We start from the raw sequence: 26205 nt of genomic DNA, 5'->3' as shown, positions 1-26205 counted from the left end.
TAAATGATGAATTATGAAATTTTTTTAAATAAAGAAGATCAACGAAGTTATTCCTTGCTAAGGCATTTAGAAGAAAGTCCCACGCTATCAGGTACTTTTATTGCACTTCGCGAAGAATTATCAATGTCGAATTTTTTAGTCAAAAAAACATTAGAAAAATTAAAAGCAGATATTGACAATCTAAAGTTAAGCGATAGCTTAACTTTAGTCGTTTCTGATGTAGATGTTACACTTGAAATTGATGGAAACTATTCAAGTAAACTTTTGCTCACGAAATACTTAACAGAATCGCTCTCTTTTAAATTAGTGTTGTCTTACTTTAGAGGAAATTATAGTTTGACAAAGTTTGCTGAATGTAATCATGTCAGCACCTCTGTGGCGTATAGTACCTTACAGCGGCTAAAAAAAGCCTTAAAGGAGTATCAGATCTATTTTAGTAAGCGGGAAATTGTCGGCAATCAAAAAGCAATTTCATTTTTTTTGTATAAATTGTTCACGCTTTCCAATCAACCAATTTCCGAACTATATTCGGTAAAAGTCTATAATGAAGCGAAACGTGTATTACAGTCTGTTGAGTTAAACTATACTTTCACCACCTATGAGCGACGCAATTTTTTCCATTATTTAGCTATTATGATTAACAACGAAGGACGTGCGGTGGAAGGGATCGATACGCGTGCACTGAATACATTTTCAGAGGAACTAATAAAAAAATCGCAAGTGGCATGGGCATTGGCCTCAAAATCATTAACGTATACGATTGTTTTTTTCTTGTATTTGCATGGCAAACTAGAGAAAAAATATGTCATTCACGAAGATCCTACGATTGAAAGCCTAACTCGTGTTTTCATTGGAAGTTTTGAAAAAGCATTTAATTGTTTAGAGGAGTCAACAAGGAATACTCTAGAAGAAGGGTTAGCAATTATTCATTTCAATGTTATTTACTTTCCGATTAATATGTTTGACGATTTTGAAATGGATTTACAGTTTTTTAAGCAAACATATCCGGAATTTTATTTTTATTTAATTGAATATATTCGTTGGTTAACAGCAAAACATAAAAAAATTGCGAAAGCCAATCACTGTTTGTTTTTTAACTATCTATTGTTGCTAATTAATCATGTTCCGGTTCATTTAATTGCAGAGCCAGCCAAGGTCCTAATTGATTTTTCTTATGGAAAAGAGTATAACCAATTCATCAAAAAAAATTTATCCGTCTATGTGAATTTAAATGTAGAAATTATTGACCCGTTATCAGATACCTTACCAGATGTGGTGATTACCAATTTAAATAACTTGTATCAAGAAGAACAGAGTAAAGTTATGGTTTGGCTGGATCCACCTCGTTCGATTGATTGGGTCAATTTAACGCAATCATTATTGACTATTCAAGAAGAAAAATATCAACAACAAAAAGAATCGACAAAGACAAGCGGTGATCCTATCGAATAGAATCATCGCTTGTCTTTGTGTTTAAGTCTTTACAAAACCACCCAAGTGTTTTATAATATGAATATACATTCATATGAATAGAAAAACATTAATAAGGAGGCGTATAACAATGTCAAAACAAACAGGTGCACACACACATGAAGAAAAAGGTAAAAACGTTCCAGTTATTCTCTTTTTTACAGGATTGGCTCTTTTCTTTATCGGTTTATTTTTAGGGAACATGCTCTTAGTGAAAAATATTCTTTTCTCGTTAGCTGCTATTTTAGCTGGTTATCATATTATTGGGGAAGGTTTTGGAGATACGTATCGGGATACGAAAAACAATCGAAAGTTTTCGCCTAATATTCATTTGTTAATGACCTTAGCTGCAGTTGGTTCAGCATTAATGGGAAGTTTTGAAGAATCAGCATTGTTGATTTTGATTTTTGCGGCGGCGCATTTCCTTGAAGATTATGCTCAAGGCAAAAGCCAACGTGAAATTACAAAACTATTAAATTTAAATCCAACAGAAGCTCGCCTGATAACAGATGACGGCTCAATTCAAACTGTGTCAGTTGAACAATTGAAGATTGGTGACCGCGTGCAAGTCCTCAATGGTGCGCAAATTCCGACAGATGGCGTCGTGATTGAAGGAAGTACCGCTGTGGATGAATCATCTATTAATGGGGAAAGTATTCCCAAAGAAAAAAATAGTGGGGACCCAGTTTTTGGTAGTACCATGAACGGTTCAGGCACAATTGTTGTTGAAGTAACGAAAGATAGTTCAGAAACAGTTTTTGCAAAAATCGTACAGCTCGTGAACCAATCACAAGAAAATCAATCGGAAATTGCAAGCAAAATTAAACGATTTGAACCAAAATATGTCACACTAGTTTTAGCAGTTTTTCCACTAATTGTTTTAGGTGGCGCATTACTTTTCCAATTGACTTGGGCTGAAAGTTTTTACAGAGGCTTGGTCTTCTTAATTGCTGCCTCACCTTGTGCTTTAGCAGCGAGTGCCGTTCCGGCAACTTTATCAGGAATTTCCAATTTAGCGAAACAAGGCGTTTTGTTTAAAGGTGGCTCATTCTTATCAAATTTAGCTGAAGTGAAAGCACTCGCTTTTGATAAAACAGGCACGCTAACAAAAGGCAAACCTGAGGTCACAGATTATCTTTTTGTTGATGGCTTAGAAGATCGTCAAGACGAATTAGTGGCTGTTTTAACAAATATGGAGAAAAAATCCAATCATCCATTGGCGACGGCGATTGTTAATCGCTTTGAAGCAGAAACAACGGCTTTAAATTTAGAAGTAGAAAATATTGTCGGGGTGGGTTTAGTAACGACCATTGCAGACACAACTTTTAGAATTGGTAAACCATCTAGTTTCGAACAAGTGCCAACAATCATTGAGAAACAAACAACGAAATTAGCGAGTGAAGGCAAAACGGTAGTGTACTTTGCCGAAAATGAACAAGTGATTGGTTTAGTGGCATTGATGGATGTTCCTAATGAAGAAGCAATGAACGCCATTCACTATTTCAAGTCACAAAATATTGAAACAACAATGATTACAGGAGATGCAAAACTTACGGGTGAAGCAGTTGGTCGCTTAGTAGGCGTGGACCAAGTTTTTGCTAATGTTTTACCTGAGGAAAAATCAGCGATTGTTGATCAATTAAAACGCGAAGTAGGAATGACAGGGATGGTTGGTGATGGCATTAACGATGCGCCCGCTTTAGTGAATGCTGACATCGGAGTGGCGATGGGGGATGGTACAGACATTGCTATCGATGTTGCAGACGTGGTAGTGATGAAAAATGATCTTTCTAAATTAGGCTATGCTCACCGTGTCTCAAAACGCTTGAATAAAATTGTGCAGCAAAATATTATTTTTTCAATGTTAGTGGTAGCAACGTTAATTATCTTGAACTTTTTAGGTATTGCGAATATCGCATTTAGCGTACTTATTCATGAAGGAAGTACCTTAGTGGTCATTTTTAATGGCTTGCGTTTATTAGTTAATACAAAATAAGTCAAATAGTCACTTGCAAGAAAGGAGAGAAAGCGATGAATTCTTTAAAAATGATTGAACTTTCTCTCACCGACGTTGTCATTCGGATGGCTCTAGCCGTGGTTTTTGGAGCTTTGATTGGGTTAGAAAGAAGTATTAAAAGAAAAGGCTTCGGTATCAGTAGTAATGCCATTTTATGTTTGGCCTCCTGTACGATTTCCATTTTACAGATTCAATCGGTGGATATTTTAGTCGATGTGGTGAAACAAAATAGCGCCTTGGCGTCCATTATTTCTATGGATATTACACGATATGGCGCCCAAGTGATTAGTGGTGTAGGCTTTCTCGGTGCGGGGATTATCGTTTTTAGAGAAAGGAAAGTCACTGGGTTAACGACAGCAGTAATGATGTGGAATGTTACTATTATTGGTTTAGTCATTGGGATGGGTTTTTTAACCATTGCGTTTATCAATCTCGTGGCGACTTTGCTAGTATTAGCTCTGGCCCATTTTAAACGAAAAACTCCTCTAAAACGATTGCAGCTTATTGTAAAAATGAAGGAACCCATGATTAAAGAAAGCCGACTGCATGAACAACTTCAAGCTTCTTTAGAAAAAGGGGAGCGCTTAGTAGAATTGACTTTGGAATCCGAACAAGAGGCAGTAACAGCAAAGATTTCTTATGTAGGCAAAGAAGATTTCTGGCATTCCAACTTGCACCATCTCTTAAAAGAAAAAGGGCACGTTCAATCTGTCTCTGTCACGGAAACAATTTAACCATAAAATAAAGCACTTGGGCGCTAGCGCGCGCCAAGTGCTTTTGTTTAAATATTTAATACTTTATCTAAGAAATCTTTTGTTCGAGGGTTTTGAGGATTTTCAAAGACTTGCTCTGGCGAACCATCTTCTAGAAAGTTACCGCCATCAATGAACATTACTCGATTAGCCACTTCTTTTGCAAAGCCCATTTCGTGAGTAACTATGACCATTGTCATTCCTTGTTTTGCTAAATCTTTCATTACACCAAGAACATCGCCAACCATTTCTGGATCAAGAGCTGATGTTGGCTCATCGAAAAGCATAATATCAGGATTCATCGCTAACGCACGTGCAATTGCGACACGTTGTTTTTGACCACCAGATAAAGAATCTGGATAGGCATCTTTTTTATCTGCCAACCCAACACGTTCTAAAAGTTCTAACGCTTTTTTCTCCGCTTCATCTTTTGACAAGCGACCTAAATCGGTTGGTGCTAAAACAATGTTTTCTAAAATAGATAAATGTGGAAACAAATTGAAATGTTGGAAAACCATGCCGATATGTTGACGGACTTGGTTGATGTCCGTATTTTTATCTGTCAAGTTCGCACCATCAATAATAATGTCTCCGCTAGAAGCTTCTTCTAATTGATTCAAGCAACGTAAAAAAGTACTTTTACCAGAACCAGAAGGACCGATGACGCAGACTACGTCGCCTTCGTTAATAGAAACATTAATGTCGTTTAAGACCGTGTTGTCACCATATTTTTTTACTAAATGTTCAACTAAGATTTTTTCAGTCATATTAGTTCACCTTCTTTTCAAGGTTTTTCGCTAATTTAGTTAAGCTAGTAATTAAAATTAAGTAGATTAACGCAATAACGAAGTAAACCATTGTACTTTGTAATGTCCGAGCAACAATAATTTTTCCTGTTTGTAGTAGTTCGATTAAGCCAATTGCTGAAAGGATAGTTGTATCTTTCAATGAAATAACAAATTGGTTAATGAATGAAGGAATCATAATGCGAATCGCTTGTGGTAAAATAATTTTTTGCATTGTCCGATTATAGGAAAGACCTAAACTTCTTGAAGCTTCCATTTGGCCAACTGGAACAGCTTTGATTCCGCCGCGCACAATTTCAGAAATATAGGCACTGGCATTTAAAGTTAATGTGATAATCCCAGCAATGAAGACCGGGATATTAAAGCCAAGCACACCAGGTAATCCGAAATAGATGAAGAACGCTAAGACCATTAAAGGAATTCCACGAATTAAATCAACATAAATGGTTGAAAGTACACGTAATGCTTTGATTGGTGAAACGCTGAATAGCCCAAAAATAACGCCGACAATTAAAGCAAGTACGAAGGAAATCAACGTTAATAGAATCGTCATCCATAAACCGTGTAACAATTGTTTCCAGTTGTTTTGCATGAAGCCAACAAACGTAGATTCGTCAGCTGTTTCTTCTTTGGCTTCGTTGCCATCTTTCACGTAAGTGCCGATAATTTTATCGTATTCACCTGTACGTTTCATTTCTTTTAAGCCTTCGTTAAACATTTCAAGTAGTTCAGGATTTTGCCCTTTTTTGACAGCAAAACCGTAAGAACCACCTTTTTCACGAGGAATTGGTGTCGCTAGTGGTTGATTTTGCGCAACCCCATAGCCAATGACAGGATAATCATCCATCATGGCATCAACTTCGCCAATTTCTAACGCACTGTATAATGCATCAGTTGTGTCTAAATACTTAATTGAGTAATCATATTTCTTTTTATTTTTTTCTAAGAAATCAGCACTTTCAGTACCAATTTTTACGCCGACTTTTTTGCCTTTTAAATCATCATACGATTTAATTTTGTCATTGCCTTTTTTGACCGCAATTTGAATACCGCTATCAAAGTAAGGAACAGAGAAATCGAAGGCTTTTTTACGATCATCCGTAATCGTCATGCCTGCAACCATCCCATCTGCTTGACCAGATTCAACAGCTTGGACAGCAGAACTAAAGCCAATAAATTTAAATTCAACAGTAAAACCTTGCAATTCAGCTGCACGTTTGACTAAATCTACATCAATTCCGACATAATCGCCTTGGGCATTTTGAAACTCAAACGGAGCAAACGTAGAATCACTAGCAATCACATATTTCTCTTTTTTAGGAGTGATTTTTTTCATCTGTTCGCCAGCGTCTTGTGTGTTTGTTTCATCGCCTGTCGCTAAGTAGTTGTTTAAAATTTTATCATAAGTACCATTGTCTTTAAGATTTTTCAAACCAGCGTTGAACTTTTTGATTAATTCAGGGTTTTGACCTTTTTTCACTGCGAAACCATAAGAACTGCCTGTTTCTTTATCGCCAACTAATTGTAATTTTTGGCCATTTTTCACTGCGTAGCCCAATACAGGATAATCATCAACGATTGCATCCGCTTCGCCGTTTTCTAAGGCTTTATAAAGACCCGTTGCATCGTCAAAATTTTTGATGGTGTAGTCATATTTCTCTTTATTTTTTTCAAGGAAATTGGCACTTTCAGTTCCAACTTTAGCCGCGACCGTTTTGCCTTTTAAATCATCATATGATTTAATTTTGTCGTTTCCTTTTTTAACCGCTAATTGTAAACCGCTATCGAAGTATGGATCTGAAAAATCAAAGGATTTTTTTCGCTCATCCGTAATACTCATTCCAGCAATCATGCCATCAATTTGTTTAGATTGAATCGCTTGGACTGCACTATCGAAGCCTAATGGTTTTAAATCCACTTCAAAACCTTGATCTTTGGCAATCGCATCTAATAAATCAACGTCAATACCAATGTATTTTCCTTTTGAGTCTTGGAATTCAAAAGGGGCGAATGTTAAATCCGTTCCAATTGTATATTTCTTTCCTTCTGCATGTGCTGAAGTGCCACTAATGAATGTTAGCAGAGTTACCATCATCACAAAGAAAGAAAGTAAAAAGTGTTTCCTTTTCATAAAATACCTCCTAGTTTTGCATATTGAACAATTATATAGTAAGAAATAGGAAGCTGACAAGTATTTGAACGCTAAAAAGAGAAAAAAACTCTAATTTCCTTACATTGCATGTTATAAAATGTGACATAAAAATTAAGAACAAAAGATTAAGATCAGTTGAAGTCCGAAACAGCAAAAGTGGCGAAAATATGTTCGGTATGTTAAACTAATAAGTGGACATTCTGCCAGAATGGGCCGATAATTTAAGAGAAATTAGACACTTTGAGGGGGAGTTATAAATGATCGAAAGAGAAACTTCCAATACCTTTCATTTGGCTTCTAAATATGAGCCTGCCGGAGATCAGCCAGCCGCTATTGCTGAACTAGTTGACGGTGTCAAAGGTGGAGAAAAAGCTCAAATTTTACTTGGAGCGACCGGAACAGGTAAAACATTTACAATCTCTAATGTGATTCAAGAAGTGAACAAACCAACATTAGTGATTGCACATAATAAAACACTAGCTGGACAATTATACGGGGAATTTAAAGAATTTTTCCCAGATAATGCGGTCGAGTATTTTGTCAGTTACTATGATTATTATCAACCAGAAGCATATGTACCCTCAAGTGATACATATATTGAAAAAGATTCCAGTATTAATGATGAAATTGATAAACTACGCCATTCAGCGACAAGTTCTTTATTGGAACGAAACGATGTCATCGTGGTAGCATCAGTTTCTTGTATTTTTGGTTTAGGGGATCCGCGGGAATACAGTCAACAAGTTGTTTCATTACGTGTGGGAATGGAAATGGATCGTAATGAGTTACTAAAAAGCTTAGTCGATATTCAATTCGAACGAAATGATATTGATTTTCAACGGGGGCGTTTTCGTGTCCGCGGTGATGTGGTTGAGATATTCCCAGCTTCACGGGATGAGCATGCGCTACGTGTTGAATTTTTCGGAGACGAAATTGATCGAATTCGTGAAGTAGATGCGTTAACTGGTGAAATTGTCGGCGAAACAGAGCATGTCGCTATTTTTCCGGCAACACACTTCGTGACGAACGAAGAACATATGGAACACGCCATATCGCAGATCCAAGAAGAATTAGAGGCACGTTTGAAAGTGCTTCGCAGTGAAAACAAATTATTGGAAGCCCAACGTTTGGAACAGCGAACTAACTATGATATTGAGATGATGAGAGAGATGGGCTATACGTCAGGGATTGAGAATTACTCTCGACATATGGACGGTCGCCAAGAAGGAGAGCCGCCGTATACGCTGTTGGACTTTTTCCCAGATGACTTCTTACTTGTAATCGATGAGTCTCATGTAACAATGCCGCAAATTAGAGGAATGTATAATGGCGACCGAGCACGGAAACAAATGTTAGTGGACTATGGTTTCCGTTTACCAAGTGCACTTGATAACCGACCGCTTCGTTTAGAAGAATTTGAACAACATGTAAACCAAATTGTTTATGTATCGGCAACACCAGGCCCTTATGAAATGGAACAAACAGAGACTGTTGTTCAACAAATCATTCGACCAACAGGTTTACTAGATCCAGAAGTAGAAATCCGCCCAATTATGGGTCAAATTGATGACTTGGTGGGCGAAATTAATGAACGGATCGAAAAAGATCAGCGGGTGTTTGTCACAACCTTAACGAAGAAAATGGCCGAAGATTTAACCGACTATTTCAAAGAATTAGGCTTAAAAGTTAAATATTTGCATAGTGATATAAAAACACTGGAAAGAACGGAGATTATTCGCGATTTACGATTAGGCGAATTTGATATTCTAATTGGTATTAACTTATTACGTGAAGGAATCGATGTGCCAGAAGTTTCCTTAATTGCGATTCTAGATGCGGATAAAGAAGGCTTCTTACGTAGTGAACGCTCGTTAGTGCAAACGATGGGACGGGCTGCCCGGAACGCTGAAGGAAAAGTCATTATGTATGCAGATAAAATCACCGATTCGATGCAACGAGCTATGGATGAAACGGCACGACGTCGGGCAATCCAAGAAGCATATAATGAAGAACATGGTATTGAACCAAAAACAATTATTAAAGAAATTCGTGATTTGATTTCTATTTCCAAAACAGCTGATAAAGATGAAACCGTGGTTCAATTGGATAAATCATATGAAGATTTATCAAGACAAGAAAAAGCTGATTTATTAATGAAACTTGAAAGAGAAATGAAAGATGCGGCCAAAGCGTTAGACTTCGAAACTGCAGCCACATTACGAGATACCATTCTTGAATTGAAAGCTGCCAAATAAGTCAACCAACGGATTAAGTAAAAGATACGATGAACCATCGTATCTTTTACTAATCTTTTCTCTATAGAATGACTTGAAATGATTTGACGTAAGAGATTTAGTAAAAGGAGAACATATATGGCAAATGATAAAATTGTGATTCATGGTGCACGCGCCCATAACTTAAAAAATATTGATGTCACGATTCCTCGTGACAAAATGGTTGTTGTAACTGGACTATCTGGTTCTGGCAAAAGTTCATTAGCATTTGATACGCTTTACGCAGAAGGGCAACGACGTTATGTAGAGAGTCTCTCTGCTTATGCGCGACAATTTTTGGGACAGATGGATAAACCAGATGTTGACAGCATCGATGGTTTAAGTCCAGCTATTTCAATTGATCAAAAGACGACAAGTAAAAACCCGCGCTCAACGGTGGGGACGGTCACAGAAATCAATGATTATTTACGATTGTTATTTGCTCGGGTAGGTCATCCAATTTGTCCTAACGATCATATTGAAATTACCAGTCAGTCTGTTGAACAGATGGTTGATAAAGTCTTAGAGCTACCAGAGCGAACAAAAATTCAAATTTTGGCCCCTGTTGTGGTCAAGAAAAAAGGCCAACATAAAAAAGTGTTTGAAATGATCCAACGTGAAGGGTATGTCAGAATGCGGGTGGATGGTGAAACCTATGATGTTAGTGAGGCACCAGAACTTGAAAAAAATAAAAAACATGATATTGCGATTGTGATTGACCGTATCGTTGTGAAAGAAGGCATTCGCTCTCGGTTGTTTGATTCGTTTGAAGCGGCTTTGCGTTTAGCTGAAGGTTACGCAATTGTTGATGTGATTGGTCAAGAAGAGATGTTGTTTAGTGAACATTATGCTTGTCCTTATTGTGGGTTCACAGTCGGTGAATTGGAACCGCGCTTGTTTTCATTTAATGCACCATTTGGCGCTTGTCCCGATTGTGATGGTTTAGGTGTTAAATTAGAAGTGGACAAAGACTTAGTGATTCCAGATCCCACTAAAACCTTGAGAGAAGGAGCCATTGTTCCGTGGAACCCTATTAGTTCCCAATATTATCCACAAATGTTGGAGCAAGCAGCCACCAGTTTTGGGATTGATATGGATACGCCGTTTGAAGAATTACCTTCAGACCAACAAGAAATTATTTTAAATGGTTCTGGCGAGAAAAACTTTCATTTTCATTATGAAAATGACTTTGGTGGTGTTCGTGATGTGGAAGTGCCATTTGAAGGGATTTTAAAAAATATTAAACGACGTTATCATGAAACAAATAGCGATTTTACACGAGATCAAATGCGGTTATACATGACAGAATTGACTTGTCGAAGCTGTCAAGGGTATCGTTTGAATCCGCAAGCTTTAGCTGTAAAAATCAATGGCACGCACATTGGTGAAGTCAGTGAATTAGCAATAAAAAATGCGGTCCAATTTTTTGAAGGTGTGTCTTTATCTGAACAAGAAACAACGATTGCTCGGCCAATTTTAAAAGAAGTCGAAGATCGGTTAACCTTCTTAAAAAATGTCGGGTTAGATTACTTAACCTTAAGTCGAGCTGCTGGTACACTTTCTGGTGGAGAAGCACAAAGAATTCGCTTAGCAACACAAATTGGCTCAAACTTATCAGGCGTCCTTTACATTTTAGATGAACCATCAATTGGTTTGCATCAACGAGATAACGACCGCTTGATTGACTCATTGAAAAAAATGCGGGACTTAGGCAATACATTAATTGTGGTGGAACACGATGAAGATACAATGATGGCTTCGGATTACTTGATTGATGTGGGACCTGGCGCTGGACATCTGGGCGGTGAAATTGTAGCCGCTGGTACGCCGGAAGAGGTTGCTAAAAATCCGCATTCATTGACCGGACAATATCTTTCTGGGAAAAAAGTGATTCCTGTACCAAAAGAACGTCGCAAAGGTAATGGCAAAGCGATCAAAGTCACTGGTGCCAGTGAAAATAATTTAAAAAATGTCAGTGTTGAATTTCCGCTCGGTGAATTTGTTGCTGTCACAGGTGTTTCAGGTTCAGGGAAAAGTACTTTAGTCAATCAAATTTTGAAAAAAGCACTGGCCCAAAAATTAAATCGTAATTCCAATAAACCTGGGAAACACAAAAGTATCACTGGTTATGAAGCCATTGAAAAGATTGTTGACATTGATCAAAGTCCGATTGGTCGAACACCAAGAAGTAATCCAGCGACTTATACTAGTGTTTTTGATGACATTCGCGATTTGTTTGCCCAAACAAATGAAGCCAAGGTTCGTGGTTATAAAAAAGGCCGCTTTAGTTTTAACGTCAAAGGTGGCCGTTGTGAAGCTTGTCGCGGGGATGGTATCATCAAAATTGAAATGCACTTTTTACCTGATGTCTATGTGCCTTGCGAAGTTTGTCATGGCAAACGTTATAATTCTGAGACGTTAGAAGTTCATTATAAAGGCAAAAACATTTCTGATATTTTAGATATGACGGTGGAAGATGCCGTAGAATTTTTCAAACATATCCCTAAAATTCATCGTAAATTGCAAACAATTGTGGATGTAGGCTTAGGCTATGTGACATTGGGGCAGCCAGCAACTACTTTATCTGGTGGAGAAGCACAGCGGATGAAGCTAGCGAGTGAACTTCATAAAAATTCTAATGGGAAAAACTTTTATATTCTGGATGAACCAACAACAGGCTTGCATACCGATGATATTGCGCGGTTGCTTCTAGTATTAGAGCGTTTAGTGGAAGCGGGCAATACCGTTTTAGTGATTGAACATAACTTGGATGTCATCAAATCTGCGGATCATGTGATTGATCTAGGGCCAGAAGGTGGCGACGGTGGTGGGACAATCGTGGCGACAGGAACACCAGAAGAAGTTGCTAAAGTCAAAGACAGTTACACAGGATATTATTTAAAACGTGTTCTGAAATAAACATTAATGATTAGATAAAGAATCTTGTTTTTATGGGAAACAAGGTTCTTTTATTATAAAATAACAAATATTTTTTAACGAAAATTAAAAATAAATGTTGACTTAATGTGTAATTAAAAGATATACTATGTTTGTTAACAAAATAACAATGAACACGAAGGGAAGTCTTAAATGAAAAACAAAAAAATAACAACAGGTTTATTAACAGCAGGAATGGTCTTAGCTATCGGAATCACACCTTTTGTACATAGTAACACAATGGAAGCAGCGACCTTAATTTCACAATCAGACCATGAAAAAGTAATGGGCTTTACCAAGAAAGACTTAAAAGAAGCAACGGGCATTCAATTGGAGCCGGCGACAGTACAAGCCGTTCATCAGGAATTAAAGCAACAAATCACCTGGGAAACATTAGGCTATTCCACAATTGATGCGCAAAATATTGCGACACGTTTTACACAAAATACATATCAGGCTCTGGGGATTTTAACAGATATCGCCAACCATTCAGACCTTCAATTGAAAGTCATTACCATTAATAATCCCTATCTAGCAACAGCTAAAATTGGTACCTTTAAGTGGGAAACTGTAACTCCTGAAGTTGGTGGGGACCATGAAACAGCAGACAATGAACTAACCACACCGACACCAACTGTTGCCAGTCTTCAAGAGATTGATGTAGAAATCGAATACGACGAAAATGAAATTGAGTTCACCTATGAAATAAAATCGAACGGAACAATTGAAGCAACGTATGAAGATGAATCTGCTGATTTAGAATTAGAAGGTAAGGCAGCACAAGACAAAATCATGACTCTTTTAGATGGATTGTCAATCAAAACAGCTACAAATGAACAAATTAAAGAACACATTACGAAAAAGTTAGCCGTGAATGAACAAGTAAAACAATTTGAGTTTGAAGCTAATTTTACTGATAAAACAGAAATTGAGTTTGTATTAAAATAACACAGAGTTATATAGTATAATTCAGCAATTAAAACAGCATTGACAAAAATGTCAATGCTGTTTTTCTATGAAAGAATAGAAATCTTTATAAGAATGATTGAAAAGCTTTCTTTGATACGCCCGGGGTGTTATAATATAGTGATGCAAGTGAAGGGAGTGTTGAATATGCCAGAAAATTTACAACTGGTTATTATTACAGGAATGAGTGGCGCTGGAAAAACAGTCGCTGTTCAAAGCTTTGAAGACATGGGCTATTTCTGTATCGACAATTTACCACCAAGCTTAATCCCAAAATTTTGGGAATTAATTAAAGAATCTGGAAAAGTTACCAAGATTGCGTTAGTGATTGATTTACGTTCACGGACCTTCTTTAGAGAAATTCAGGATATGTTAGTCGAACTTGAAAATACTAATTTTATTGATACAACGATTTTATTTTTAGATGCCACCGATGAAGAGTTGGTTTCTCGTTATAAAGAGACACGGCGTGCGCATCCAATGGCGATGGATGGTTTAGTGACAGAAGGTATTCGTAAAGAACGTGCAATGCTGGAAGAAATCAAGGCGGATGCTCAGTTGGTTATTGATACCACGGACTTGTCCCCTCGTCAATTGCGGGAACGTTTGAATAAAGAACTAGCAACGAGAGAGACACACGAATTTCGAGTGGAAATGGTGTCCTTCGGCTTTAAATATGGTTTGCCGATTGATGCAGATATCGTTATGGATGTTCGCTTTTTACCTAATCCCCATTATATTGATGAACTACGGCCGTTAACTGGAATGGATCAACCTGTTTATGATTATGTGATGGGCTTCCCAGAAACAGATGAATTTTATACAAAATTTATCGATTTACTGCGAACAGTCTTACCTGGATATAAAAAAGAAGGTAAAAGTAGCGTTACCATTGCAATTGGCTGTACTGGCGGACAACATCGCTCTGTTGCATTGACAGAACGTGTTGGCGCTGAATTAAAAGAGGAAGATTACCATGTAAATATTACCCACCGCGACCGCTTAAAAAGAAAAGAAACGGTTAATCGCTCTTAATGAAAACCTATCGAATTCGTAAACCGAAGATTGTGGTTGTTGGTGGTGGAACAGGCTTGCCAGTAATTTTAAAAAGTTTAAGAAATCAAAGTGTTGATATTACTGCCGTCGTAACGGTCGCTGATGATGGCGGTAGTAGTGGCGAGCTTCGTTCCTCTATTAATAACATGACACCTCCGGGAGATTTAAGAAATGTTTTAGTGGCATTGTCAGATATGCCACAATTATATGAAGATATTTTTCAATATCGTTTTGATAAATCAGATAGTCATTTTGCCAATCATGCAATCGGTAATTTAATCATTGCTGCTGTCTCAGAAATGAGAGGAAGTACGTATGAAGCGATTCAATTGCTTTCAAAAATGATGCATGTTGATGGACGGATTTATCCATCATCAGAACGGCCATTAACGTTACATGCCGTATTTAAAGATGGCTCAGTGGCGGTGGGAGAATCAAAAATTGCACTGGATCGCAAGACAATTGACCATGTGTTTGTGACAAATACACACGGAGAAGAACAGCCAAGAGCTGCGCGCAAAGTCGTCAAAGCAATTGAAGAAGCAGACATGGTCGTGTTAGGACCAGGGAGTCTTTTTACAAGTATTTTACCTAATTTAGTTATTACAGAAATTGGTGAAGCCATCAAACAAACGGCAGCCGAAGTAGTCTATATTTGTAACATCATGACCCAAAAAGGGGAAACGGAACATTTTACGGATGCCGATCATGTTCGTGTCTTAAACGAGCATCTACAAGCGCAGTTTGTTGATACAGTGTTGGTTAACACAGAAAAAGTACCAGAAAATTATATGGATCCTGAAATTTATGATGAATATTTAGTTCAAGTAAAGCATGATTTTCAAGGATTACGTGAAGAAGGTTGCCGAGTCATTTCGACAGACTTTTTAGAATTAAGAGATGGCGGAGTTTTTCATGATGGGGAAAAAGTTGTTGAAGAACTTTTCCGTATCGTATTTGGAACGAAATATTAATTAATCAAAAGAATCAAGAGAGGAGGAGCTTAGATGTCTTTTGCCTCGGATGTCAAAAAAGAGTTGACTGGTTTAGAAGTCCATCGAGAACACGCGAAAGCAGAATTAGCAGCATTAATTCGGATGAACGGCTCACTTAGCTTAGTTAATCAACAGTTTGTCTTGAATGTACAAACGGAAAATGCTGCAATTGCTCGTCGAATGTATTCATTGCTGAAAGATCATTACCATGCACAAGCAGAATTATTAGTTCGTAAAAAAATGAAACTAAAGAAAAATAATGTTTACATTGTGCGTCTAAAACAAGATACACAAAAAATTCTAGCTGATTTGGATATTATGGATGGGGTCGTTTTTAATGGCAATGTGTCAAATGAAATCATGGGTAACGCGCAAAAAATGCGTTCCTATTTACGTGGAGCCTTCATGGCTTCTGGATCAGTTAATAATCCGGAAACAAGTCGCTATCATTTAGAAATTTTTTCAATTTATGAAGAACACAATAATGATATTTGTAAGATGTTGAATTACTATGACTTAAACGCTCGAACATTGGGACGCCGAAATGGGTATATTTGTTATTTAAAAGGTGCTGAAAAAATTGCCGACTTTTTAACGTTAATTGGTGCCACGAACTCTATGTTGAAATTTGAAGATGTCCGGATTGTCCGTGATATGCGGAATTCAGTAAATCGTTTAGTGAATTGCGAAACAGCGAATTTAAATAAAACCATTGATGCGGCTTCAAAACAAATTGAAAATATTCAATTTATTGAAAGTACAGTAGGGCTGACGTCATTACCGGAGAAACTTCAGGAAATCGCAGAATTACGGTTAGAGTATCCGGAAGTTAGTCTCAAAGAACTAGGGGAAATGATTCCTTCAGGAGCTATTTCTAAGTCAGGTATTAATCATCGTATTCGAAAAATTAATGAATTTGCAGAAAAATTACGAGAAAAAAGTGCGTAAATTTTCTGCTCCAGAAGTGAAGAATAACATTTCCGTTTGAAGTGCTATCCTTCACTTTTTCTTTAAGCGTGTAAAAAAAATTAAAGTGTGCAAAAAGTGTGTAGCGCTGAAATGTAGTGTTGACCTGTGGTTTAAAGAAAGGACGTTGGCACGAATGTTGCATGTAATAAAATGCAAGCGATTACTTATTGCTGTTTTTAACTAAAACATTAAAAACTATTGGAGGGGTCAAAATGGTTCAACGATTAATTAGTGCAAATGCATCAGAAATCAAACGGATGTCAAAAGAAGAGCTGTTTCAGAGTATTAAAGCGAGCGAAGGGCGCGTAATTTTATCGGAAAATGTGGTAGTTCATCCATCCGTAGCAGGTGATATCACTTGTGCGGAAATGTCAAAAGCATATGGCGCAGACATGATTTTATTGAATGTTTTCGATGTTAATCAACCGATTGTAGTAGCCGCTTATGAAGGGCAATATACTGCGGAAACATGTGTCCCTAATGATGAGGTTGTTCATCGTTTGAAAGAACTAGTCGGTTTACCGATTGGCATGAATGTCGAACCTGTTGATGAAAATTTAGACTTAGCTTCAACGAGAGTTTCGATTGAACCAGGTAGAAAAGCATCAGCAGCTACTTTCAAAAAAGCCAATGAACTGGGTTTGGATTTTATCTTATTGACAGGTAATCCAGGAACTGGCGTGACCAACGACTTGATTGCTAAGAACGTGGCCTTAGCCAAAAAACATTTTGACGGTATCATTATTGCCGGAAAAATGCACAGTTCAGGCGTAGATGAACCAGTGGTCAGTTTAAAATCAGCTGAACAATTTATTGAAGCGGGCGCTGATATTGTCTTAGTCCCAGCAGTCGGCACGGTTTGGGGCATCGATGATCAACAAGTCAAAGAAGTTGTGGATTTTGCACATTCAAAAGGAAAATTAGTTATGAGTGCCATTGGAACTTCACAAGAAAGTGCTCAACCTGAAGTTATCCAAGCAATCGGCATTAGAAATAAAATTTTAGGCGTAGATATTCAACATATTGGCGATGCCAATATGGGCTTAGTTGGTATTGAAAATATTAAAGAGCTTTCTGATGCGATACGTGGGAAAAGACATACTGTTGCTAGAATGGCTCGTTCGATTAATCGTTAAAAAAGTGAACAGAGGCACGAATTCAGAAAATTTGAATTCGTGTCTTATGATTTTTTTATTGAAAAACGGTATACTAAAAGAGAAATAAAGGTTTGAAAGGATGAGGTTTTTTTATGGATATTTCAGTAATTGATGCAACAAAAGTTAACGCAGAAACAGGGCTTCACATTGGTGAGAGCAATGCCCCTGTCAAAATGATAGAATTTATCAATGTTCGCTGTCCTTATTGCAGAAAATGGTTTGAAGAGTCTGAGGAACTGTTAGCACAATCTGTCAAAAGTGGTAAAGTTGAACGTATCATTAAGTTGTTTGATAAAGAAAAAGAAAGTTTACAACGCGGCAATGTGATGCATCACTACATTGACTATTCAGCGCCTGAACAAGCGCTGTCAGCATTGCATAAAATGTTTGCTACGCAAGATGAATGGGGAAACTTAACCTTAGAAGAAGTAGCGACGTATGCTGAAAAAAATCTGGGCTTAAAAGAACAAAAAGATGCAACGCTTGTTTCCGCAGTGATTGATGAAGCCAATGCGGCGCACATTCAATTTGTACCAACGATCATCATTGGTGAGCATATCTTTGACGAAAGTGTCACTGAAGAAGAATTACGTGGATACATTGAAAAATAAAAAAAATGGAAACAGCGACTGTCGCTGTTTCCATTTTTTTATTTTTAATTTAAGGCGCTACTATTTTCCATTACTTCATCGATTAAACCATATTCTTTTGCTTGTTCGGCAGTCATATAGTTATCACGATCGGTATCACGTTCAATCACTTCAATTGGTTGGCCAGTTCGTTCAGCTAAAATTGAATTTAAACGTTGACGAGTGTCTAAAATGTGACGAGCAGCAATTTCAATTTCTGTTGCTTGCCCTTGAGCGCCACCAAGTGGTTGGTGAATCATGATTTCCGCATTTGGTAAAGCGAAACGTTTGCCTTTTTGACCAGCTGTTAATAAGAAGCTACCCATTGAAGCCGCCATTCCTAATACGATCGTTTGGACATCCGCTTTAACGAAATTCATGGTATCGAAAATCGCTAAGCCTGCAGAAACGCTGCCACCAGGAGAGTTAATGTACAAGTAAATGTCTTTTTCTGAATCTTGGGCATCTAAGAATAATAACTGTGCAATCACTGAGTTTGCCACATTATCATCGATAGGGCCGCTTAGCATAATGATGCGGTCTTTTAATAAACGAGAGTAAATGTCATAAGCACGTTCACCGCGAGATGATTGTTCAATAACTGTTGGAATTAAATTCATAAGTAAATCCTCCTATATAAAGAAACTTTTAAAGTCATTCTATCACAAAGCACTTTGAATGCCTATGAAAAGTATACCTCTTTGGTCAATAAAGGTCAACGAAGTCGCTTGAAAAATTTTGTGTCATTTTTTATCCGAAACTTTTGGATTATGTTATACTAAAATGGAAAATTAGAAAAGAGCGAGGGGAAAAATATGTTTGTTTTTATCGCCGGAATGGTCGGTGTAATCGTCGGTGCGCTAATAGTCACAGCAAGTGCCGCCTTACATTCATCTTACAAAGAGCGAAAAGAAGTACGTTATCGTGAACTAGAACATTTGGTTAAAGAAATTGAATCATTGAATTTATTAAATAAAAAAGTCAAAGAAATTTTACAAAAGCGTGAATTATATATAGACAGATCAATTGAATACTTATCGATGGATGATTGTTTCATCAGCATCGATGATTTTATTTATTTGGAATCATTTTCTGCTCAAAATAATTTTTACTTACCGACGTACTTAATTGAAGAATTTTTCAAAAAAATTGCGCATCGTAAAGTCATTTTGACGGCCAGCGAAGTTGCTGAAATGGGTGGTCACACCTATAAAGGCGGCCGTGTTATTTTAGAAAATTTTTCAGACGAGATTTTAGCAATTATTGAAGATAAAAAACGTAAAATGCAGCGTTTGTCTAACGAACCACTTCATTATTTTAAAGCGATTAAATAAAAAAAGAACCAGCGTACCCGCTAATTTTTTGGGGTATCTGGTTCTTTTTCTTGTTGTTCCATATCGGTCATAGTGTCTTCAATTTCTTTATGTAAGAAATAAGAAATAACTGTACGAATGATCACCAAGGTTGCCAATTTCAAAATATCTTGAAAAGTTGGTTTGACAATGGATTCAATAATATCAGCAGCAATTAAAATTTCTAAACTTAACAGAATGTAGCTACCAAGGAAGTTTTTGATGAACGTATTCATTTTGGTTAAGGTAAAGCGGCTTTGATTTTGTCGTTCACTTTTAATGAAATCTTTTCCTGCTAAACAAACACCCCAAACTAAAACAATAATCGAAAAAACATTCAGTCCTAAAATACATAGCTCAAAAAGTGGGGTTAAAAGCGTCATTAACTGATGGGGCCACTCATTCATCGTATTCACTCCTACCAAAAAGCCTTTTCTTTAACTATAACGAAACGGCTGACTAACGTCAAATATTGTTGAAATAAACAGGCTAAACTATTCAGCTTATAGAACAAAACTAAGAAAATTATGAATAGCATCTAACAATTAAGTAAAAGGACTGTAAAGGTTCTTTTACTTTTTTTGTGTAAAAAAAGAGTCTTAAAAGGAATCAAGTAGCAAAAAGTAAGTGAAAACCAACTTTGTCAGTGGATAGTCTTTTCATTAATTTTTAAAAGACAAATTTTACGTTTTCAAGAGCCGAATACTGCCAAGTTTTAGCCTTTAAAGGTGATAGAATCAGAAATTGAGTAAGAGATGTGTCACAAAAACAAGGAGACACATCGACTTGATGAAAGATTTAAGGAGCTGTAGTTGAAGTAAAGAGAAGCAAGTGTCCCAAACACTAGCGAAAGAAAATAGGGAGGATTAAAATGTTTAAGAAAGCAACTAAATTATTATCGACAATGGTGATTGTCGCTGGAACAGTTGTGGGAAATTTCAGTCCCACATTGGCTTTAGCTGAAGGAGCGGTTAAAGCAGGAGATACAGAAGGAATGACCAATACGGTGAAAGTGAAAGACGACAGTCTGGCTGATTGTAAACGGATATTGGAAGGACAAGCTACTTTCCCAGTTCAAGCGGGTGAAACGGAACCAGTCGATTTAGTAGTTGTTGAAGATGCCAGTGGTAGTTTTTCAGATAATTTTCCACATGTAAGACAAGCGATTGATGAAGTGGTTCAAGGCTTATCTGATCAAGACCGCGTGATGCTGGCTTCATATCGCGGCGGAAAACAATTTATGTTTCCTGATGGAAAGACAAAAATTAATTCAGCTGATTATGATATGAATGTGCGCGTCAATACGCAATTGACTTATGATAAAAGCCAATTTGTCTCTGGTTTTGGAGACGTTCGGACGTATGGTGGTACGCCAACCGCCCCAGGATTGAAACTCGCTTTAGATACGTACAATCAAACACACGGAGATTTAACGAATCGAAAAACGTATTTCCTATTAGTGACAGATGGGGTCGCTAATACACGTTTAGATGGTTACTTGCATAAAACCAATACCAATGATTCAATCAATGAATATCCAGATCCAAGACATCCTCTTCAAGTCTCAGTGGAATATAGTAATGACTACCAAGGTGCAGCAGCAGAAGTTTTAGCGTTAAACCAAGAAATTACTAACCAAGGCTATGAAATGATTAATGCGTATTGGGAAAGTGTTGAATCTTTAAGTTCAGTGAATTCATACTTTGATAAATATAAAACAGAAGTGGGTCCTTTTGTAAAACAAGAGTTGCAACAAGGGTCTAGCACACCAGAAGATTTTATTACAAGCCAATCTATTGATGATTTTACAACCCAATTAAAACAAATTGTCAAAGATCGTCTGGCGCAATCGACACCAGCAACAGCTTCATTAACGATTGCCAATCAATTTGATATTCAATCGGCGACCGCTACGGACGATGCTGGAAATGATGTGCCTGTTCAAATTAACGGACAAACCATTTCAGCAACTAGTACAGAAGGTTACGTAGGAAACATCACGATTCACTACGAAGTCAAAGAAAATACAGCGATTGATGCAGCAACCCTTGTAAGTAGTGGGACAATGAATCAAGGAACAATTGCTAAGGAATTTCCAGAAGCGACGATTCCTAAAAATGACAATGCGCATGCGTGTGACGTGACGCCAGAAGATCCAACGATTACAAAAGATATCGAAAATCAAGAGCACTTAGATTTAACCAATCGTGAAGATAGTTTCGATTGGCATGTCAAAACAGCCTTTGGTAACGAAACAAGCACTTGGACCCAAGCCAGCATGGTAGATGACGTTAATAAAGTGTTAGACATCACTGATGTAAAAGTCACCGATGAAAATGGTAAAGATGTTACAGCTAACGGCACAGTAACACAAGAAAATAACAAAGTAACTTTTGAAATGAACAAACAAGCAGACAGCTACTCATACTTAGCTGGACATACGTACACAATGACTATTACCACTAAAATTAAAGACGGCGCAACCGATGAAGAATTAGCACCTTATATTGAACAAGGTGGCATTCCCAACCAAGCCGACTTAAACTTTGGCAACGAAGGTGACGTGTTGCATTCCAACAAACCAACCGTAACACCGCCACCTGTTGATCCAAATATTACTAAAGACGTAGAAGGACAAGAACATTTAGATTTAACCAACCGCGATCAAGAATTTAAATGGAACGTCAAAACAGCTTTCGGTAACGAAACCAGTACTTGGACCCAAGCCAGCATGGTGGATGACATTAATAAAGTGCTAGATATCACTGATGTGAAAGTCACCGACGAAAATGGTAAAGATGTTACAGCTAACGGCACAGTAACACAAGAAAATAACAAAGTAACTTTTGAAATGAACAAACAAGATGACAGCTACTCATACTTAGCTGGACATACGTACACAATGACTATTACCACTAAAATTAAAGCCGGCTCAACGGACGAAGAATTAGCACCTTATATTGAACAAGGTGGGATTCCCAACCAAGCGGACTTAAACTTTGGCAACGAAGGTGACGTCTTACATTCCAATAAACCAACCGTAACACCACCACCTGTTGATCCAAATATTACTAAAGACGTAGAAGGACAAGAACATTTAGATTTAACCAACCGCGATCAAGAATTTAAATGGAATGTCAAAACAGCTTTCGGTAACGAAACAAGCACTTGGACCCAAGCCAGCATGGTAGATGACATTAATAAAGTGTTAGACATTACAGACGTGAAAGTTACTGATGAAAATGGCAAAGATGTTACAGCTAACGGCACAGTAACGCAAGAAAAGAACAAAGTAACTTTTGCAATGAACAAACAAGACGACAGTTATGCCTACTTAGCTGGACATACGTACACAATGACTATTACTACTAAAATCAAAGCTAGCGCAACCGATGAAGAATTAACACCTTATATTGAACAAGGTGGCATTCCCAATCAAGCCGACTTAAACTTTGGTAACGAAGGTGACGTGTTGCATTCCAACAAACCAACTGTAACACCGCCTGCACCAACGCCAGAAGATCCAAAAAAACCTGAACCTAAACAACCGCTAAAACCGAAAAAAACGTTGACGCCTACAAATCATCAAGCACCAACGAACCCAGTCAATTTTGGAAAATCAGCAAGTAAAGGAATTCATTTACCAATGACTAATACAACAGTAAATCCACTTTACATGATCGCAGGTTTAATTGTCCTTATAGTGGCTATTAGCTTTGGCATAACAAAAAATAAAAAAAGAAAAAATTAGACAAACTAAAAAGGAAGAAAAAACATGAATAAAAAAATTTCGTTCAGTCTGTTAATTTTGTTACTTAGTTTGTTGGTGGGTTTTACATTTATTCCGCATAAAAAGGAACTAAGTTTTAATGAGTATCAAGAAAAAAAACACTCTGGCGAAACATTTTATGTTGTTTTAAAAAAGAAAAACTGTTCAGATTGTCAGGATTTCGAGAAACTATTGCAAGCACCTAAACAGGTTTACTATGTAGAATTAACCAACAAAGAGACCATGAAGGAATGGTCAACATTTATCCGAGAAAATAAAGTTTTACATGTGCCATCTATGTTTAAAATAGATAACGGCCATCTCAAGAAAATTGATGGAGAAGGAGATGCGAATCAATTATTCGCAAACTATCAAAAAATAACGAAGTAAAAAGAATAAAAAGACAAGCCAAGTTTCCTAAATAAAGGAAACTTGGCTTGTCTTTTTTATAGTAATAGTCGTTTAGTAAATAACATGTGAAATGTTTTACAAATCCATTTTGGTTTGATAAAATAAACGCGAACATATGAATTTGTTTTCATTTGTTTTGGGAGGAGGAACGAATGATTGAATTGATTTTACTTTTGTCGGTGATTCTTTTAGGTTTATTGATTGGAAATAAAAGAGTTGATAAGTGGCTTTTTCTTAAGGCATTACTTTTGTTTTCTGTTATGCTAAGTGTGAGCATCTTAATTTCGGTAGCTATGTATTTATTATTAACAATAGGCGTTGCAAACGTAATAGGGCAGCGGTTAGAGTCGTTATTTCTTTTAGGGATAGTCGTTATCATCAGTACGAGTCTTTTGTTATATTTTTTATTGAATTTAACGACGAAAAAAATTGTTTTACCCATCGCTTTAATGAAAATAATTGAATATTATATTCAATGGGTATTGATTTATGTTACTATTTATCAAGTGATTTTTGATCAGTTTATTGTTTCTTCAGAAGTAAAAAATACGTTACAAGGGACTATTGATGAGCCAGTCGCAATCATTATTGTTATTTTGCCATCATTTATTTCAATTTGGATTGCCGTTGTTTTATTTAGGCTTCGTATGGAAGAACTTTAATCAGATACTTTTAGAATGGAGGAGTTTGTATGTCTGCTTGGCAAACATTTAAAAATGGAACAAGGCAATTTTTTAAAGACATCTTGCAGTACTTATGGTTATTTTTTACTTTAAATGTATTATTATTATTGGTGGGTGGGGCTTTTAGTTGGGCTACTTCCAACGCACTAAAAACTCAAGGTATTCCTTATCTTTCGTTTAATAACCTGAATTTATTGTTAGAAAAGCCGCTTGCTCTGGTGTTATTAATTCTCTTGTTGTTACTTTTTTTAGGTGCAGTTTTTTATCAGTTTACCTTTTTATTATTAGGGATTTTTCAAATACGGCAAGACCATCGCTTTCATTTTAAAGGAGTTACCAAGGCATCTTTTAAGGTTCTTAAAAAGCAAGGTGCCCGTTCGTGGTTATTCTTTTTCGGTTATTTTGTTGTCATTGTCCCTTTTGGTAACCTGATTTTCCAAAGTAATCTATTGACGAAATTTGTGATTCCAGATTTTATTGTTGAATTTTTGTCCCAACGAATTCCTTACTTGGTTGGGTTACTGGCCTTTGGGTTATTAGTCTGGTATTTAGCTATTCGTTTCATTTACACGCTTCCATTAATGATTCTGGAGAGAAAAAAAGCGGGCGAGGCAGTTAAGGCTAGTTGGTCAATGACAAACAAACGATTATGGTTCATTATTCGTAATATTGCATTTGTGACGATCGCGGTATTTGTTTCAACGTATGTTATTTATGTGTTACTTTATCTTCTACAGTTGAAGTTAGATACCTTGAGCGATACCATTAGCTTACTAGGTGGTATTTTAAATTTAACCGTTGTCCAATTTTTACAGTTTGTCTCTAATGCTTGGCTTTCAGTATTACTGATTAATTTCTTATATACACAATTAAATGTTCAAGCAGAAACGACGACAAAAGTTGCCTTTGACAAAGAAACGAAACGTAATAAATTAGTGACTATCGGAATGGGCCTAGGACTATTCACCATTTTTGGCGGCTATATAATTTTCAACGCTGTTTACTTAACAGGGCTATTAGAATCAAAACCTTTGATTATTTCGCATCGAGGGGTCACCAATAGTAATGGCGTACAAAATACTATTCCTGCTATGGAAAGAACCATTAAATTTAAACCAGATTATATTGAAATTGATGTTCAAGAAACCAAAGACCATCAATTTGTTGTGATGCATGATGCCAACCTTCAAGAACTCGCCGGCATCGATGGCACGCCACAAGAATTTACGTTGGCTGAATTAACAAAAATGACCGTTAAAGAAAATGGCCAAGAAGCACCAATTGCCAGTTTTGATGATTATTTAGCGAAAGCAAACCAAGCCAAACAAAAATTACTAGTAGAAATTAAAACGTCTAAACAAGATAGTCAAGGTGCGCTATCTAACTTTATTGAAAAATATGAACGTCCTTTGATAAAGAATAACCATCAGGTTCAATCTCTCGACTACAATGTGATCAAAGCGTTTAAAAAAGCCAAATCAAAAGTAAAAGTAAGTTTTATTTTGCCCTATAATTTCACTTTTCCAGAAACACAAGCTGATTTGTATACAATGGAAGCTACCACGTTGAACGATACTTTCATTTTAAAAGCTGACCAACAGAAAAAAGCAGTTTATGCTTGGACAGTTAATGACTCAGAGGTATTGAGTAAAATGCTCTTTATGGACGTTGCTGGAGTGATTACCGATGATTTGGAGTTAGTCAATGAAGAAGTCAATGACTTTGAAAAAAATCCATCGTATGCGGATCGTATTTTGCATTATATTTTTATGCTGCCAAGTGTGGCTTCTCAATAAAAAATGAAGAAGAGG

Annotated in this window: 20 protein-coding genes; 16 read left to right on the top strand and 4 right to left on the bottom strand. The window is 36.8% G+C overall.

The window, feature by feature from the left end; translation table 11 throughout:
• The first annotated feature begins 3 nt into the window (after window positions 1–3).
• The 3 genes from IGI97_RS11315 (at window position 4) to IGI97_RS11305 (ending at window position 4221) form a co-directional block, all read left to right on the top strand.
• Entirely contained in the window at window positions 4–1452 is a 1449-nt protein-coding gene (locus IGI97_RS11315) for a helix-turn-helix domain-containing protein (RefSeq protein ID WP_002358731.1), read from the top strand.
• A gap of 109 nt (window positions 1453–1561) precedes the next feature.
• Window positions 1562–3466: a heavy metal translocating P-type ATPase gene (locus IGI97_RS11310; protein WP_002386153.1), complete on the top strand. Its 1905-nt coding sequence runs from the start codon at window positions 1562–1564 to the stop codon at window positions 3464–3466.
• 35 nt (window positions 3467–3501) lie between these two features.
• The gene (locus tag IGI97_RS11305) at window positions 3502–4221 is read left to right on the top strand and encodes an MgtC/SapB family protein (protein WP_438738650.1); all 720 of its coding nucleotides are present in this window, start codon (window positions 3502–3504) and stop codon (window positions 4219–4221) included.
• A gap of 47 nt (window positions 4222–4268) precedes the next feature.
• On the opposite strand, the gene IGI97_RS11300 is transcribed toward IGI97_RS11305, so the two are convergent.
• Both IGI97_RS11300 and IGI97_RS11295 read right to left on the bottom strand, forming a co-directional pair.
• Window positions 4269–5006 (bottom strand): amino acid ABC transporter ATP-binding protein, encoded by a 738-nt coding sequence (locus IGI97_RS11300; protein WP_002355616.1) that lies wholly within the window; start codon window positions 5004–5006, stop codon window positions 4269–4271.
• Window position 5007: 1 nt separating this feature from the next.
• On the bottom strand, window positions 5008–7176 hold the full coding sequence (locus tag IGI97_RS11295; RefSeq protein ID WP_002355617.1) for an amino acid ABC transporter substrate-binding protein/permease: 2169 nt from the start codon (window positions 7174–7176) through the stop codon (window positions 5008–5010).
• A gap of 278 nt (window positions 7177–7454) precedes the next feature.
• Between IGI97_RS11295 and uvrB the strand changes: the two genes are divergently transcribed.
• The 8 genes from uvrB (at window position 7455) to IGI97_RS11255 (ending at window position 18161) form a co-directional block, all read left to right on the top strand.
• Window positions 7455–9452 carry an excinuclease ABC subunit UvrB gene (uvrB, locus tag IGI97_RS11290; RefSeq protein WP_002368045.1) on the top strand — a complete coding sequence of 666 codons (1998 nt, stop codon included), beginning with the start codon at window positions 7455–7457 and terminating at the stop codon, window positions 9450–9452.
• A gap of 117 nt (window positions 9453–9569) precedes the next feature.
• Window positions 9570–12389 (top strand): excinuclease ABC subunit UvrA, encoded by a 2820-nt coding sequence (uvrA, locus tag IGI97_RS11285; RefSeq protein ID WP_016633056.1) that lies wholly within the window; start codon window positions 9570–9572, stop codon window positions 12387–12389.
• Window positions 12390–12560: 171 nt separating this feature from the next.
• A complete protein-coding gene (locus tag IGI97_RS11280; protein WP_002398108.1) occupies window positions 12561–13355 on the top strand; it encodes a YusW family protein in 795 nt (264 codons plus the stop codon).
• 165 nt (window positions 13356–13520) lie between these two features.
• Complete coding sequence (gene rapZ / locus IGI97_RS11275) at window positions 13521–14408, top strand: RNase adapter RapZ (protein WP_002355625.1); 888 nt, start codon at window positions 13521–13523, stop codon at window positions 14406–14408.
• On the top strand, window positions 14408–15403 hold the full coding sequence (locus tag IGI97_RS11270; RefSeq protein WP_002355627.1) for a gluconeogenesis factor YvcK family protein: 996 nt from the start codon (window positions 14408–14410) through the stop codon (window positions 15401–15403). Before rapZ ends, IGI97_RS11270 begins: the two co-directional genes overlap by 1 nt.
• Before the next feature lie 33 nt (window positions 15404–15436).
• Complete coding sequence (gene whiA, locus IGI97_RS11265; RefSeq protein WP_002358736.1) at window positions 15437–16372, top strand: DNA-binding protein WhiA; 936 nt, start codon at window positions 15437–15439, stop codon at window positions 16370–16372.
• Between the two features lie 233 nt (window positions 16373–16605).
• Window positions 16606–17529, top strand: coding sequence for a DUF7916 family protein (locus IGI97_RS11260; RefSeq protein ID WP_002358737.1), 924 nt, complete (start codon window positions 16606–16608; stop codon window positions 17527–17529).
• A 113-nt stretch (window positions 17530–17642) separates the two neighbouring features.
• Window positions 17643–18161 carry a DsbA family protein gene (locus IGI97_RS11255; RefSeq protein ID WP_016633058.1) on the top strand — a complete coding sequence of 173 codons (519 nt, stop codon included), beginning with the start codon at window positions 17643–17645 and terminating at the stop codon, window positions 18159–18161.
• Between the two features lie 44 nt (window positions 18162–18205).
• Here IGI97_RS11255 and clpP read toward each other — a convergent pair whose 3' ends face one another.
• Complete coding sequence (gene clpP, locus IGI97_RS11250; protein ID WP_002355633.1) at window positions 18206–18799, bottom strand: ATP-dependent Clp endopeptidase proteolytic subunit ClpP; 594 nt, start codon at window positions 18797–18799, stop codon at window positions 18206–18208.
• 195 nt (window positions 18800–18994) lie between these two features.
• Here clpP and IGI97_RS11245 point away from each other — a divergent pair, with 195 nt between their 5' ends.
• Complete coding sequence (locus IGI97_RS11245) at window positions 18995–19513, top strand: hypothetical protein (protein ID WP_002355635.1); 519 nt, start codon at window positions 18995–18997, stop codon at window positions 19511–19513.
• A 20-nt stretch (window positions 19514–19533) separates the two neighbouring features.
• Here the strand turns inward: IGI97_RS11245 and IGI97_RS11240 are convergent, their stop codons facing one another.
• Window positions 19534–19938, bottom strand: coding sequence for a DUF1622 domain-containing protein (locus IGI97_RS11240; protein WP_002383026.1), 405 nt, complete (start codon window positions 19936–19938; stop codon window positions 19534–19536).
• A 464-nt stretch (window positions 19939–20402) separates the two neighbouring features.
• Between IGI97_RS11240 and IGI97_RS11235 the strand changes: the two genes are divergently transcribed.
• The 4 genes from IGI97_RS11235 (at window position 20403) to IGI97_RS11220 (ending at window position 26190) form a co-directional block, all read left to right on the top strand.
• Window positions 20403–23282: an isopeptide-forming domain-containing fimbrial protein gene (locus IGI97_RS11235; protein ID WP_438738647.1), complete on the top strand. Its 2880-nt coding sequence runs from the start codon at window positions 20403–20405 to the stop codon at window positions 23280–23282.
• Between the two features lie 24 nt (window positions 23283–23306).
• Window positions 23307–23690 carry a bacteriocin gene (locus IGI97_RS11230; RefSeq protein ID WP_002358745.1) on the top strand — a complete coding sequence of 128 codons (384 nt, stop codon included), beginning with the start codon at window positions 23307–23309 and terminating at the stop codon, window positions 23688–23690.
• Window positions 23691–23863: 173 nt separating this feature from the next.
• A complete protein-coding gene (locus tag IGI97_RS11225) occupies window positions 23864–24373 on the top strand; it encodes an SA1002 family membrane protein (protein WP_016614884.1) in 510 nt (169 codons plus the stop codon).
• Between the two features lie 29 nt (window positions 24374–24402).
• Window positions 24403–26190: a glycerophosphoryl diester phosphodiesterase membrane domain-containing protein gene (locus tag IGI97_RS11220; RefSeq protein ID WP_016632839.1), complete on the top strand. Its 1788-nt coding sequence runs from the start codon at window positions 24403–24405 to the stop codon at window positions 26188–26190.
• Window positions 26191–26205: the final 15 nt, after the last annotated feature.

The sequence above is a fragment of the Enterococcus sp. DIV2419 genome, from assembly GCF_051711865.1.
GTDB classification, from domain to species: Bacteria; Bacillota; Bacilli; order Lactobacillales; family Enterococcaceae; genus Enterococcus; species Enterococcus faecalis.
Note: the sequence above shows the minus strand (reverse complement) of the source record. Positions and strands in the feature narration are given on the sequence as shown.

Coding starts and splice junctions, on each gene's coding strand:
- whiA (WP_002358736.1), top strand. CDS start 15,437: ATGTCTTTTGCCTCGGATGTCAAAAAAGAGTTGACTGGTTTAGAAGTC.
- IGI97_RS11270 (WP_002355627.1), top strand. CDS start 14,408: ATGAAAACCTATCGAATTCGTAAACCGAAGATTGTGGTTGTTGGTGGT.
- IGI97_RS11225 (WP_016614884.1), top strand. CDS start 23,864: ATGATTGAATTGATTTTACTTTTGTCGGTGATTCTTTTAGGTTTATTG.
- IGI97_RS11255 (WP_016633058.1), top strand. CDS start 17,643: ATGGATATTTCAGTAATTGATGCAACAAAAGTTAACGCAGAAACAGGG.
- IGI97_RS11220 (WP_016632839.1), top strand. CDS start 24,403: ATGTCTGCTTGGCAAACATTTAAAAATGGAACAAGGCAATTTTTTAAA.
- uvrB (WP_002368045.1), top strand. CDS start 7,455: ATGATCGAAAGAGAAACTTCCAATACCTTTCATTTGGCTTCTAAATAT.
- IGI97_RS11235 (WP_438738647.1), top strand. CDS start 20,403: ATGTTTAAGAAAGCAACTAAATTATTATCGACAATGGTGATTGTCGCT.
- IGI97_RS11295 (WP_002355617.1), bottom strand. CDS start 7,176: ATGAAAAGGAAACACTTTTTACTTTCTTTCTTTGTGATGATGGTAACT.
- IGI97_RS11305 (WP_438738650.1), top strand. CDS start 3,502: ATGAATTCTTTAAAAATGATTGAACTTTCTCTCACCGACGTTGTCATT.
- uvrA (WP_016633056.1), top strand. CDS start 9,570: ATGGCAAATGATAAAATTGTGATTCATGGTGCACGCGCCCATAACTTA.
- IGI97_RS11280 (WP_002398108.1), top strand. CDS start 12,561: ATGAAAAACAAAAAAATAACAACAGGTTTATTAACAGCAGGAATGGTC.
- IGI97_RS11260 (WP_002358737.1), top strand. CDS start 16,606: ATGGTTCAACGATTAATTAGTGCAAATGCATCAGAAATCAAACGGATG.
- IGI97_RS11300 (WP_002355616.1), bottom strand. CDS start 5,006: ATGACTGAAAAAATCTTAGTTGAACATTTAGTAAAAAAATATGGTGAC.
- clpP (WP_002355633.1), bottom strand. CDS start 18,799: ATGAATTTAATTCCAACAGTTATTGAACAATCATCTCGCGGTGAACGT.
- rapZ (WP_002355625.1), top strand. CDS start 13,521: ATGCCAGAAAATTTACAACTGGTTATTATTACAGGAATGAGTGGCGCT.
- IGI97_RS11310 (WP_002386153.1), top strand. CDS start 1,562: ATGTCAAAACAAACAGGTGCACACACACATGAAGAAAAAGGTAAAAAC.
- IGI97_RS11240 (WP_002383026.1), bottom strand. CDS start 19,938: ATGAATGAGTGGCCCCATCAGTTAATGACGCTTTTAACCCCACTTTTT.
- IGI97_RS11245 (WP_002355635.1), top strand. CDS start 18,995: ATGTTTGTTTTTATCGCCGGAATGGTCGGTGTAATCGTCGGTGCGCTA.
- IGI97_RS11315 (WP_002358731.1), top strand. CDS start 4: ATGATGAATTATGAAATTTTTTTAAATAAAGAAGATCAACGAAGTTAT.
- IGI97_RS11230 (WP_002358745.1), top strand. CDS start 23,307: ATGAATAAAAAAATTTCGTTCAGTCTGTTAATTTTGTTACTTAGTTTG.